Origin of the sequence: Microbacterium arborescens, from assembly GCF_049707515.1 — a bacterium.
In the GTDB taxonomy this organism is placed as follows: Bacteria; Actinomycetota; Actinomycetes; order Actinomycetales; family Microbacteriaceae; genus Microbacterium; species Microbacterium arborescens_B.
In genome coordinates this window covers 240,253-252,744 of the sequence record NZ_JBNAFI010000002.1, presented here as the reverse complement: position 1 = coordinate 252,744, position 12,492 = coordinate 240,253, and the positions used below count along the sequence as shown (strand labels likewise).

At 70.8% G+C, this 12,492-nt stretch carries 13 protein-coding genes; 1 reads left to right on the top strand and 12 read right to left on the bottom strand.

The window, feature by feature from the left end:
• Positions 1-366, top strand: coding sequence for an RNA-binding S4 domain-containing protein (locus ACPYN5_RS05170; RefSeq protein ID WP_274264422.1), 366 nt, complete (start codon positions 1-3; stop codon positions 364-366).
• A gap of 141 nt (positions 367-507) precedes the next feature.
• On the opposite strand, the gene ACPYN5_RS05165 is transcribed toward ACPYN5_RS05170, so the two are convergent.
• From ACPYN5_RS05165 to argC, 12 genes are all read right to left on the bottom strand, one after another.
• Positions 508-1,308: a DUF4184 family protein gene (locus tag ACPYN5_RS05165; protein ID WP_424447914.1), complete on the bottom strand. Its 801-nt coding sequence runs from the start codon at positions 1,306-1,308 to the stop codon at positions 508-510.
• A 9-nt stretch (positions 1,309-1,317) separates the two neighbouring features.
• Positions 1,318-2,622, bottom strand: a complete 1,305-nt coding sequence (gene tyrS, locus ACPYN5_RS05160; RefSeq protein WP_424447913.1) for a tyrosine--tRNA ligase — start codon at positions 2,620-2,622, stop codon at positions 1,318-1,320.
• Positions 2,623-2,670: 48 nt separating this feature from the next.
• Complete coding sequence (locus tag ACPYN5_RS05155; RefSeq protein ID WP_424447912.1) at positions 2,671-3,024, bottom strand: VOC family protein; 354 nt, start codon at positions 3,022-3,024, stop codon at positions 2,671-2,673.
• Positions 3,025-3,062: 38 nt separating this feature from the next.
• A complete protein-coding gene (locus tag ACPYN5_RS05150; protein ID WP_424447911.1) occupies positions 3,063-3,758 on the bottom strand; it encodes a hypothetical protein in 696 nt (231 codons plus the stop codon).
• The gene (locus ACPYN5_RS05145) at positions 3,755-4,399 is read right to left on the bottom strand and encodes a SatD family protein (RefSeq protein WP_424447910.1); all 645 of its coding nucleotides are present in this window, start codon (positions 4,397-4,399) and stop codon (positions 3,755-3,757) included. Before ACPYN5_RS05145 ends, ACPYN5_RS05150 begins: the two co-directional genes overlap by 4 nt.
• Before the next feature lie 78 nt (positions 4,400-4,477).
• Positions 4,478-5,908 carry an argininosuccinate lyase gene (gene argH, locus ACPYN5_RS05140; protein ID WP_424447909.1) on the bottom strand — a complete coding sequence of 477 codons (1,431 nt, stop codon included), beginning with the start codon at positions 5,906-5,908 and terminating at the stop codon, positions 4,478-4,480.
• A gap of 9 nt (positions 5,909-5,917) precedes the next feature.
• Positions 5,918-7,009, bottom strand: a complete 1,092-nt coding sequence (locus ACPYN5_RS05135; protein WP_424447908.1) for a heparan-alpha-glucosaminide N-acetyltransferase domain-containing protein — start codon at positions 7,007-7,009, stop codon at positions 5,918-5,920.
• A gap of 42 nt (positions 7,010-7,051) precedes the next feature.
• Positions 7,052-7,975, bottom strand: a complete 924-nt coding sequence (argF, locus tag ACPYN5_RS05130) for an ornithine carbamoyltransferase (RefSeq protein ID WP_424447907.1) — start codon at positions 7,973-7,975, stop codon at positions 7,052-7,054.
• Positions 7,972-9,219, bottom strand: a complete 1,248-nt coding sequence (locus ACPYN5_RS05125) for an acetylornithine transaminase (RefSeq protein ID WP_424447906.1) — start codon at positions 9,217-9,219, stop codon at positions 7,972-7,974. Before ACPYN5_RS05125 ends, argF begins: the two co-directional genes overlap by 4 nt.
• Positions 9,216-10,121, bottom strand: a complete 906-nt coding sequence (gene argB, locus ACPYN5_RS05120) for an acetylglutamate kinase (protein ID WP_424447905.1) — start codon at positions 10,119-10,121, stop codon at positions 9,216-9,218. Before argB ends, ACPYN5_RS05125 begins: the two co-directional genes overlap by 4 nt.
• Positions 10,118-11,275, bottom strand: coding sequence for a bifunctional glutamate N-acetyltransferase/amino-acid acetyltransferase ArgJ (argJ, locus tag ACPYN5_RS05115; RefSeq protein WP_424447904.1), 1,158 nt, complete (start codon positions 11,273-11,275; stop codon positions 10,118-10,120). Before argJ ends, argB begins: the two co-directional genes overlap by 4 nt.
• Positions 11,272-12,324 (bottom strand): N-acetyl-gamma-glutamyl-phosphate reductase, encoded by a 1,053-nt coding sequence (gene argC, locus ACPYN5_RS05110; RefSeq protein ID WP_424447903.1) that lies wholly within the window; start codon positions 12,322-12,324, stop codon positions 11,272-11,274. Before argC ends, argJ begins: the two co-directional genes overlap by 4 nt.
• Positions 12,325-12,492 lie beyond the last annotated feature (168 nt).

The following is a 12,492-nucleotide window of genomic DNA, read 5'->3' as shown; positions in this document are numbered from 1 at the left end:
ATGACCGCATCCGACGCCCCCGTCCGCGTGGACTCGTGGCTCTGGGCGGTGCGTATCTACAAGACGCGCTCGGCCGCGACCACGGCGTGCCGCGCCGGGCACGTCCGGGTCAACGGCGAGAAAGTCAAGGCGTCGCAGTCGGTGAAGCCGGGTGACGAACTGCGCGTGCGGATCGCAGGTTTCGACCGCATCCTCGTCGTACGACAGACGCTCACGAAGCGCGTCGGCGCACCGGTCGCCGCGACCGCGCTCGAAGACCGCACTCCCCCGCGCGAGCCGACAGCGATGCTTGCCGTCCGCGACCGCGGCGCGGGCAGGCCGACGAAGCGCGAACGTCGCGAGATCGACCGCCTTCGCGGGGTGTGAGACCTCGGCAGGTGTCGGGCGTTTCGACTCGGCGCTAACGCGCCTCGCTCAACGACCGGAAGATCGGTCGGCGGAAGGAGGCGGCGGGTGTCGGGCGTTTCGACTCGGCGCTAGCGCGCCTCGCTCAACGACCGGGGAGTGTCAGCGGGCGGAGTGGGCGCGGCGCCGCGCGACCTGCGCCACGATGCACAGCACCAGCGTCGCCACGCCCCAGATCGCGCACGCCGGCGGCAGCACCCGGTACGCCAGGTGCTGCGCGGTCCACTCCGGAGTCAGCGGGCCATAGGCGATCAAACCGATCACGGTCGCGGCGACGAGCACGATCGGCAGCGACGCCCACCACACCACCCGCACAGGCGCAGGCAACACCCGGAGCACCGGGCCCCGGGCACGCCCGCGCAGCCACACCGCGCCGGCGACCGCGAGACCCAGGAGCCCGAGCACGCTCGACGCGCACTGGAACCAGCGGTAGCCGTGCAGCGGACCCCACCGCTCAGCCAGCGCCGGGATCAGCTCGACACCCCACCGGCCCTCGTGCGTGAACGCGTCCCACGCGATATGGGTCAGTACCCCGATCGCCAGCGACACCACGACCAGCGCGACCGTCAACGCCACCGACGGGCGCCGACCGGAGATCTGCTGCACCGTCCGCAGCGCGTCACCGCCGGTGGCATCCCACTCCGAGGGCAACCTGCCGGCTACCCATCCCGGTGCGAGCTCGCGCACCGCGGGCCGCAGCACCAGCCACCACGCGAGCAGCAGCACACCCGCGATCACCACGGTCAGCCACGGATACGCGTGCGTCTGCGCATAGCTGATGCCGATCCCGCGGACGAACAGCGGCAGGTCGGGCGCCATGGCCCCCACCGCCACAGCCGCCGGCACGAGCGGTGTGCGAACGACCGCCAGCGCGACGACGGCGTGGCTCGGGGTGAACGGCATCCGTCTGGGTCAGCCCTCGATGAGAACGCCCGCGAGCGTCTTCTTGCCGCGACGCAGCACCGATACCCCGCCCGGCAGTCCACCGGTGACGACCGCCGACTCGTCGTCGACCTTCACTCCGTCGACCGACACGCCGCCCTGGGCGATTGCACGCCGAGCCTCGGAGAGGCTCGCAACAAGACCGGTGTCGACCAGCAGCTGCACCACCGACGACCCCGCCGGCGCCGAAGCGTGGGGCAGCTCCACGAGCGCGGAACGCAGCGTCGCGGCGTCGAGGGCGGTCAGGTCGCCCTGACCGAACAGGGCCTCGGATGCGGCCACGACCTTGGCCGTCGCGTCGACACCGTGCACGGTCGCGGTGACCTCGAACGCAAGACGCTTCTGCGCCGCGCGACGGAACGGCTCGTCAGCGACGAGGCGCTCGTACTCGGCGATCTCGGCACTCGAGAGGAACGTGAACACCTTCAGTCGCTCGGCGACATCGGCATCCGCGGTGGAGAGCCAGAACTGGTAGAACGCGTAGGGGCTCGTGAGCTCGGCGTCGATCCAGATCGCGTTGCCCTCGCTCTTGCCGAACTTCGTGCCGTCGCTGTTGGTGATCAGCGGCGTGCCGAAGGCATGCACCGACGTGCCCTCGACACGGTGGATCAGGTCGGTGCCGCTGGTGAGGTTGCCCCACTGGTCGGAGCCGCCGGTCTGCAGCGTGCAGCCGTACTGGCGGTAGAGCTCGAGGAAGTCGAGACCCTGCAGGATCTGGTAGCTGAACTCGGTGTAGCTGATGCCGGCGTCCGAGTTGAGGCGTGCGGCGACGGCATCCTTCTTCAGCATCGTGCCGACGCGGTAGTGCTTGCCGATCTCGCGCAGGAAGTCGATCGCCGACAGCGGCGCCGTCCAGTCGAGGTTGTTGACCATGCGGGCGGCGTTCTCACCCTCGAAGCTGAGGTACTTCTCGATCTGACCGCGCAGCCGGTCGACCCACTCGGCGACGGTCTCGCGCGAGTTGAGCGTGCGCTCGGCGGTCGGACGCGGGTCGCCGATGAGGCCGGTCGAGCCGCCGACGAGACCGAGCGGCTTGTGTCCGGCCAGCTGCAGACGGCGAAGCGTCAGCAGCTGCACGAGGTGACCGAGGTGCAGGGATGCCGCCGTCGGGTCGAAGCCGCAGTAATACGTGATCGGGTCTCCGCCGAGCGCCTCTCGCAGCGCTTCCTGGTCGGTGGACACATGCACGAGACCGCGCCACACCAGCTCGTCCCACACGTTCTCGAACGCGGGATCGAGCGCCACGGGGGCGGTTGTCAGGGCTTCATCAGACACGCGCTCCAGGCTATCAGCGGGCTGCCCGGCGCCCGGCGTCGCCGACGGTCAGGCAGCGGCGCCGCCTTCGTCGTACAGACCGATCACGTTGCCCTCGGAGTCGCGCAGGTACACCCACCGCGACGTGTCGCTGAGCGGCTGGATCTCGCCGACCTGCTCACCCCCGGCAGCGACGGCCGCCGCGACGGTGTCTTCGATGCTCTCGACGGTGAAGACGACGGTCGGATGCGGCACCTCGCCGCGCACGTGCAGGTCGCCGTCCACGCCGTCACCGTCGGGCTGCCGCAGCATCCCCATGTCGTCGGCCCACGGCTCGTACTCGAAACCGAGCACCGAGCGGTAGAACGTCTGCGCGCGCTGGATGTCGTCGGCCGGGATCTCGAAATGCTCCATCTTCGCCATGCGGTGAGCATGACGCAGCCGGCGCCGGACGGCAAGGGTCAGCCGGCGCTGCCCCACCAGATGAGGAAGGCCGCACCGAGAGCGACGACCCAGCTCACGAGACTGCCGACGAGGAAGTACTCCGCCCGATCTCCCCCCTCGTGGTCTCGGGAGATCTCGGGGAAGCGCACGATGCCCTTCGCGGCGAGCACGGCGGCGAGCAGGGTGAAGGCTCCGGTGAGGGTCAGTGCGAAGACGAGGACGCGTTCGAGCGGCCCGATGATTCGGCCGCCCTTGAGCGCGTTCGTCGCCTCGGCCGCGACGACGCCGCCGCGGAGCGAAGCGCGCACGATGACGTTGCCCGACTCGACGAGGAAGACCAGAGTCCCCGCCAGCGCGACGGCGAGGTCGAGGCTCACGACCCCGAGGGGCGAGTCGATCGGCCAGATGCGCTCGAGGGGGCCCTGACCGTCGCGTACCCCGACAAGGGCGACGGCGACGGCGACCACGACAGCGAGAAGCGCAGCGGGCCAGAGCCCCCAGCGCGTCGGCTCGCGCGTCGACGTCGCGGCCGCCCAGCCCGCAGCGACCGCGACAGCCGCGAACCACCAGACTGCCGCTCCCGCCCAGGCGGCGAGCGGCAGGAGCGCTGCGCCGACGAAGATCAGGACGATCCCGAGCCGCACGCCCGACAGGCGCTTGCGCGCGAGATCGAGCGCACCCACGGCGAGAAGGATGAGCCCCGCGCCGATCACGAGGAACGCTCCGTGAGGGCGACATACCCGGCGACGACCGCTGCGGCACCGGATGAGGCCAGCAACTGCGACACCGCCGATTGGGTGATGCCCTCCTCCTTCGCGAGCGCCCCCTGCGTGCGTCCGAGGCAGCGGCCGTAGGTCAGGCGCCGGGCGCGCTCCGACATCGCCCCGACGAGCTCGTCGCGGGCGAGCGCGTAGACGTTGGCGAAGCGGATGCGGTCGGCCATGGCGACATCCTCGTCGCCACCTCCGACAATGCGGGTGCGGGCGCGCGGGACCGAACGGTCCTGCATCCCGTGCACCTGCTCGATCGCCTCTCGCGCCCGCCACCAGCCGGGGCCGTCGGAGATGTCGGAGCTTCCCGACGTCACCGATCCGACGTCGCCGACGCCGAGCCCGAAGCGCAGCGAGGCCTCGTCGGGCAGTGCGAGTTGCAGCAGCAGCAGCCACGCGAGCGCATCGTCGAGATCGGTGAAGACCGCCTGGAACTCGTCGGCGAACGTGGCGCGCATCGGCGACGTCGCGACGGGGAGCACCCGATCGACGTCGGCCATCGCCGCCTCGATCCGCGCCTGCGTGCGGCTGCGGTCGTCGAGGAGGCGGGAGCCGACGATGTCGGCGATGACAGCGATCGACATGACGATCAGGCTATCACTTATATATCGAGGATATAAGCCCTGGGCTCATGAAAACGAAATATCAGCGGAGCACTGATATCACACGTGCCAGACGCGAACCGCCTGCTGAGCCCGACCGATGAGCGCCGCTCGCTGCTCGTCGACGCGCACCGGGGCCGTTCCCCCGACACCGTCGCGGCTCGCGACCGAGCCCTCGGGCGAGAGCACCTCGCGGACCTCGGGCGCCAGGTGCTCCGACACCGCGCCGAGATCGTCATCGGATGCCTCGTGCAGTTCGATCCCCCGCTGCTCGCAGAGCCGTACGAGCGAGCCCGAGATCTCGTGCGCCTCGCGGAACGGCACGCCCCGCTTGACGAGCCACTCGGCGACGTCGGTCGCGAGGGAGAAGCCCTGCGGCGCGAGCTCCGCCATGCGGTCGAGGTCGAACCGCAGCGTCGCGATCATCCCAGCGAACGCGGGGAGGACGACCTCGAGCGTCTCGATCGAGTCGAAGACGGGCTCCTTGTCTTCCTGCAGGTCGCGGTTGTACGCGAGCGGCAGCGCCTTGAGCGTCGCGAGCAGGCCCGAGAGGTTGCCGATCACACGGCCGGCCTTGCCACGGGCGAGCTCGGCGATGTCGGGGTTCTTCTTCTGCGGCATGATGCTCGACCCGGTCGAGTAGCCGTCGTCGAGCGTGACGAACCCGAACTCGCGGGTGTTCCAGATGATGATGTCCTCCGCGAACCGCGAGACGTCCACCGCGATCATGGCGGCGACGAACGCGAACTCGGCCACGACGTCGCGTGACGACGTGCCGTCGATCGAGTTCTCGGCGGGGCGGTCGAGACCGAGCTCGGTCGCGACGAGCTGCGGGTCGAGGCCGAGCGTCGCGCCGGCGAGCGCTCCCCCGCCGTACGGCGAGACGCGGGCGCGCACCGACCAGTCGCGCAGGCGTTCGAGATCGCGCACGAGCGGCCACGCGTGTGCTTGCAGGTGGTGGGCCAGAAGCACCGGCTGAGCGTGCTGCAGGTGCGTACGACCCGGCATGATCGCGCGCGAGTGCGCTTCGGCCTGTCCGACGATCGCGTCGACGACGCGCAGGATGTCGCGGGCGATGACCTCGGCGTGATCGAGCAGGTACAGCCGCACGAGCGTCGCGATCTGATCGTTCCGACTGCGACCGGCGCGGAGCTTGCCGCCGAGCTCGGGGCCGACGGTCGCGATGAGCGCGGCCTCGAGAGCACCGTGGACGTCTTCGTCGCTCTCGGCCGGCTGCAGCGAGCCGTCACGCACGGCGGCGAGCACCGAGTCGAGGCCCGCGTGCATGCGGCTCTCCTCGTCGTCGGTGAGGTAGCCGGCGGCGGCGAGCGCCTTCGCGTGGGCGTGCGAGCCGGCGATGTCATAGCCGGCGAGCGCCCAGTCGAAGTGCGTCGATCGGCTCAGTCGGGCCAGCTCGGGCGCGGGGCCCGACGCGAAGCGGGCTCCCCAGAGAGCCCCGGAGTTCGTGCCGCCTGACGTGTCTGCGCTCATCGCTCCAGCTTATCGGGGCGGCATCCCCGCGCCCGGCGTCTCGGAGCGACCACGAACCGTCAGCCGGGCGAGGGCGTCGACGCCCGCTTCGAGGGGGCCGCGGCCGACGAACAGCGCCCATACCGTGCAGGCGATGAGGATGCCGAGGGTCATGGGCCAGAAGGGATCGAGATCGCGGTACACGTCGAGCTCGAACATGCCGGGCTCGGCAGCGGGTCGCGTCATCGCCCACACCACGATCTGGGCGGAGTAGGCCGTGAGCGGCATGGAGCCCACGGCGCGCAGCGGCAGCGCAAGCCACGTCAGCGGCGTCCGGCAGATCAGCACGCAGACACCGATGGCGAGGAGGGCGAAGCCGCCCGACCCGATCACCTCGAACACCCCCGACGAGTGAGCCTCGCCGGTCCAGGGCGTCTGGCCGAAGTCCTCGGACTGCCCCCACCCGATGTCGAGCACGGCACCGGCCACCGCCAGCGCGAGCCCGGCGAGCGCGAGCAGCCACGGAGTGGCGCGGGCGCGCAGGTCGAGGCGAGCAGCTCCCATACCGGCGAGCACGAACGCCATCCAGGTCAGGAACGGGTAGTGCCAGCCGACGGCGTTCGCGAGATCGGCTCCCTCCGGCGTCGACCAGAACGACAGCCCGTCGATCGCCGCCTGTGGGAACGGCGCCACGAGCCCGACCACGGCCGCGGCGATGAGCAGGGTGCGCGCCCGCAGCGGCAGGACCGCCGCGGCGAGCACGAACAGCAGCGCGTACGCGGGCAGGATGACGTACACCGGAACGGCGAGGAACAGCAGCAGCACCCCGATGACCCAGATGGCCCCCGCCCGCACGAGCAGCCGCAGCCGCGCCGTCTCGAGCCGCGGGCCGCGCATCGGCACGGGACCGCCGCTGATCAGACCGATCGAGACGCCCGCCAGCGTGGCGAACAGGATCGATGAGCGCCCGTGGACGATGCCGTCGTAGGTCGACGGATCGGTCCAGTCGAGGTCGGGGATCACCAGCAGGTGCGCGGCGAGCATGCCGACCACGGCCAGCCCGCGCGCGAGGTCGACGCCGTCGATGCGCGAGGGCGCGAACAGCGGGCGACGCTGCAGCATCCCCCTCATCCCGGGCACCGGCCGGCCCTCACCGCTCGGCGGTCACTGCTGACGCAGCAGCCAGACCAGCAGCGCCTTCTGGGCGTGCAAGCGGTTCTCGGCCTCGTCCCACACGACGCTCTGCGGGCCGTCGATCACGTCGGCGTCGACCTCGTAGCCGCGGTCCGCGGGCAGGCAGTGGATGAAGATGGCACCGTCGGCGGCGGCATCCATCGTCTGCTGCGTCACCTTGTACGCACCGAGGTCGCGGATGCGCGCGAGCTTCTCCTCCTCCTTGCCCATCGAAACCCACGTGTCGGTCACGATGACGTCGGCGCCGGCGGCCGCCTCGAGCGCGTCGACGAGGATCGTCACCGAGCCTCCGGTCTGCGCGGCGATGCGCTGGGCGTCGGCGACGACATCCTCTCGGGGTTCGTAGCCCTGCGGAGCGGCGACCCGGACGTGCATGCCCGCCGTGACACCGGCCAGCACGTACGAGTGGCCCATGTTCGAGCGGCCGTCACCGAAGAACGACAGCGTCAGCCCGGCGAGGTCGCCCTTGTGCTCGCGGATCGTGAGCAGGTCGGCGAGCAGCTGGCACGGGTGGAAGTCGTCGCTCAGGGCGTTGACGACGGGAACCCGCGTTCCGCGCGCCATCTCCTCCAGGCCCGCCTGGGCGTACGTGCGCCAGACGATCGCGGCGACCTGGCGTTCGAGCACGCGCGCTGTGTCGGAGGGGGTCTCCTTGCCGCCGAGCTGACTGTTCGCCGTCGAGATGATCAGCGGCGATCCCCCGAGGTCGGCGATGCCGACGGCGAACGAGACGCGCGTCCGGGTCGACGACTTGTCGAAGATCACAGCGACCGTCTGCGGCCCTTCGAGGGGCTTGAGCTTCCAGCGGTCCTTCTTCAGCGCGATGGCGAGGTCGAGCACCTCGGCCTGCTCGGCCGGGCTGAGGTCGTCGTCGCGGAGCAGGTGGCGGGTCATGCGGATTCCTCCGTGGTCGTGTTCTCGAGAAGCAGGGCCGACTCGACGGTGCGCAGTGCGGCGAGGAACAGGTCGGCGAACTCGTCGATCTCGACGTCGCCGATGGTCAGGGGCGGCGCGATGCGCACCGTGCGGTCGTTCGCCGCGTTGACGATCAGGCCGTGCTCCTGAGCCGCCGCCACGACGGCGCCCGCGACGGGGTGCCGCAGCGCGACGCCCAGCAGCAGACCGCGACCCCGCACTCCCTCGATGAGCGGGGAGTCCATGGTCTCGAGAACGTGACGCATACGCGCGCCGTGGGTGGCCGCAGCCTCGACGAGGCCGCCGTTCTCGATCTCGCCGAGCACGGCCGCCGCCACGGCGGTGCCGAGCGGGTTGCCGCCGAAGGTCGAGCCGTGCGTGCCCGGGTAGAACAGGTCGCTCGCGGCGGGGAAGGTGATGAGCGCCCCGATGGGGAACCCGCCGCCGATGCCCTTGGCCACCGTGATCGCGTCGGGCTCGATGCCCGCGTGCTGGAACGCGAACCACGCACCGGTGCGCCCGGCACCCGTCTGGATCTCGTCGATAATGAGCAGCGCGCCGTGGCGGGCGGTGATCTCGCGCGCTGCCTCGAGGTAGCCCTCGGGCAGCGGCACGACGCCCGCCTCACCCTTGATGGGCTCGACGAACAGCGCCGCGACGCGGTCGTCCATGGCGGCCTCGAGCGCCTCGACGGTCGAGTCGATGCTTTCGACGCCGGGCACCATCGGCTCGAACGGCTGCTGCATCTGCGGCTTGCCGGTCAGGGCGAGCGTGCCCATCGTGCGCCCGTGGAAGGCGTCCTTCAGCGCGAGGATGCGGGGGCGGTCGGTTCCGCCGTGCAGCCGGGCGAGCTTGAACGCCGCCTCGTTGGCCTCGGCCCCCGAGTTGCCGAAGTACACCCGGCCGCCGTCGCCCGTTCCGGCCAGACGCTTCAGCTGCGCGGCGAGCGCGAGCTGCGGAGGCGTGGCGAAGTAGTTCGACACGTGCGAGAGCGTGGCGGCCTGACGGGAGATCGCCTCGACGAACACCGGGTGGGCGTGGCCGAGCGAGTTGACGGCGATGCCGGCGAGGAAGTCGAGGTAACGCTTGCCGTCGGCATCCCACACGTAGGCGCCTTCGCCGCGCTCGAGCAGCGCGAGACGCGCTCCGGCGCTGCGCACCAGATCACGATCGACGTCGTCCGCCCACGTGGGCGCTGTCTGCTGGATCGTCGGGTTCGTCATCCCGCCACCACCTCCGTGCCGATTCCCTGGGCTGTGAAGACCTCGACGAGCACCGAATGGGGCTGTCGTCCGTCGATGATCGCCGCCGTGTCCACTCCCCCGTCGACGGCGTCGAGGCATGCCTGCATCTTCGGGATCATCCCCGATTCGAGCGTCGGCAGCATCGCGCGGAGGTCGGTCGAGGTCAGGTGCGACACGAGCGAGTTGCGGTTCGGCCAGTCGGCGTAGAGGCCGGGCACATCGGTGAGGACGACGAGCTTCGTCGCGCCGAGCGCCGTCGCGAGAGCAGCCGCCGCGGCATCCGCATTGACGTTGAGGGAGTGCCCCGGGTTGTCGAGGTCGGGCGCGATCGAGGAGATGACGGGGATGCGGCCCGCGTCGAGCTGGTCGTGCACCGGCTGCGGGTCGACCTCGACGACATCGCCCACGTGGCCGAGGTCGTGCTCCGTGCCGTCGATGACGACCCCGCGACGACGACCTCCGAACAGGCCCGCGTCCTCGCCGGACAGACCCGTCGCGAACGGCCCGTAGGTGTTGATGCGTGCGACGAGCTGCGGGTTGATCTGCCCCGTCAGCACCATCCGGACGACATCGATCGCCTCGGTGCTCGTGACGCGGTAGCCGCCCTTGAACTCGCTCTCGATCGAGAGCCGGTCGAGCATCCGCGAGATCTGCGGGCCGCCGCCGTGGACGACGACGGGCTTGACGCCGACGAAGCGGAGGTAGGCGATGTCCTGGGCGAAGGACTCCTGCAACTCCTCGGAAACCATCGCGTTGCCGCCGTACTTGATCACGATGATCTGATCGCGGAAGCGTTGCAGCCACGGCAGCGATTCGATGAGCACACCTGCTTTGACCGCCGCCTCTTCGGGCGTGGTCTGCTGGAGGTCGATGTCGTTCATGAGGAGTACGCGCTGTTCTCGTGTACGTAGTCGTGCGTGAGGTCGTTGGTGAGGATCGTCGCCGCAGCCTCACCCGACTTCAGGTCGATGAGGATGCGGGTCGCGCGGGGTGTCAGGTCGACCTCCTCGCGCGGACGGTCGGGACCGCCGGCCGTGCAGACCCGCACGCCGTTGAACGAGACGTCGACGTCGTAGGGGTCGAAGGCGGCGTCGGTCGTGCCGATCGCGGCGAGCACGCGGCCCCAGTTGGGGTCGTTGCCGAAGATCGCGGCCTTGAACAGGTTGTTGCGGGCGACCGATCGGCCGACGACGACCGCATCCTCTTCGGATGCCGCTCCGACGACCTCGATCGTGATGTCGTGACTGGCGCCTTCGGCGTCACCCTGGAGCTGCTCGGCCAGGTCGTGACAGACCTCGGCGAGCGCGGCGGCGAAGTCGTCGGGGTCGGGTGCCACGCCGGACGCGCCGCTGACCATGAGGGTCACCTGGTCGTTGGTCGACATGCAACCGTCCGAGTCGAGACGGTCGAAGCTGGTGCGGGTCGCGGCGCGCAGCGCGGCATCCGCCTGTGCGGCGTCGAGCACGGCGTCGGTCGTGATGACGACGAGCATCGTCGCGAGGCCCGGCGCGAGCATGCCCGCGCCCTTCGCCATGCCGCCGATCGTCCAGCCGCCCCGCGAGACCGCGGCGCGCTTGGGGCGCGAGTCGGTAGTCATGATCGCGAGCGAGGCGTCCTCGCCGCCGTCGGCGCTGAGCGCCCCGATCGCCGCCGCGGTGCCGTCGAGCACCTTGGCGCGGAAGACCTCGTCTCCGGTGCCGATGAGGCCGGTGGAGCAGACGAGCACATCGCCGGAGCTGACATCCAGCAGCTCGCCCGCCTTCTCGGCGGTCTGGTGCGTCGTCTGGAAGCCGAAGCTGCCGGTGAAGCAGTTCGCACCGCCCGAGTTGAGCACGACGGCCTCGACGACGCCGTCGGCGATGGCCTGCTGCGACCAGAGGATCGGGTTCGCCTTCGCGCGGTTCGAGGTGAAGACCGCAGCGCCGACCTTGAGGGGGCCGCGGTTGACGACGACGGCGACGTCGGGCTTGCCGGTCGACTTCAGGCCCGCGGCGACACCAGCGGCCTCGAAACCCTGGGGGGCGGTGACGCTCACGGGGCGACTCCGTTCACGCTCAGGCCCGTGGTCTCGGCGAAACCGAGGGCGATGTTCATCGACTGGATGGCGGCACCGGCGGTGCCCTTGGCGAGGTTGTCGACCGCGGTGACGACGACGACCCGGCCCGCGGCACGGTCGATCGCAAGGCCCATGAGTGCGGTGTTCGCGCCCAGGACGTCGGCCGTGCGGGGGAAGGAACCCTCGGGCAGCAGCTGCACGAACGTCTCGTCGGCGTACGCGGCCTCCCACGCCTCGCGGATCTCCGCATCGGTGGCACCGGCGGCGATCGGCGCCGTCGAGGTGGCGAGGATGCCCCGCGACATCGGCACGAGAACCGGGGTGAACGAGATGCGGATGTCGCCGGCCGCACCCGCGCCGCGGAGCGCCTGACGGATCTCGGGGATATGGCGGTGCGTGCCCCCGATCGCGTAGGGGTTCGCCGACCCGAGGATCTCAGCGGCCAGGAGGTTGGTCTTGAGGCTCTTGCCGGCGCCCGAGGGGCCGACGGCGAGGACGCTGACGATGTCGCCCGGATCGATGACGCCCGCGGCGACACCGGGGGCGAGACTCAGCGCGACGGTCGAGGCGTTGCACCCGGGGGCGGCGATGCGAGAAGCGCCGACGAGGTTGTCGCGCTGCTTGCCGCCGTCGGAGCCGATCAGCAGCTCGGGCACGCCGTAGGCCCACGGCTCGTGGAAGTCGCCGCCGTAGAAGGCATCCCAGTCGTCGGGCGAGGTCAGCCGGTGGTCGGCCCCCGCGTCGACGACGAGCGCGGTCTCGGCGAGCGCGTCGGTGTACTGGCCCGACTGCCCGTGCGGGAGGGCCAGGAACACGATGTCGTGCCCGGCGAGCACCTCGGGAGTCGAGGGCTGCAGCGTCAGGTGCCGCAGCGAACGCAGGTGCGGCTGATGGTCGATGAGCGGCTGACCGGCATTGGAATGCGCGGTGACCGTGCGGATCTCGACCTCGGGGTGGGCGGCGAGCAGGCGCAGGATCTCGCCTCCCGCGTAGCCGGAAGCGCCGGAGACGGCGACGGAGAGGGGCATGGGTTCCACCTTATTGTCTGGGACGGCGTCGCCTCTGCGGCGACGGGGACCGGCGGCGGCGACACCACGCGCTCGACCGCGGGATGCGGGAGCGTGCGGAGTCGCCTAACGTCGGCGGTCGCCCAGACGTCGGCGCGCGCGGAACACCGTGACGGTGCGCTGCGGGGC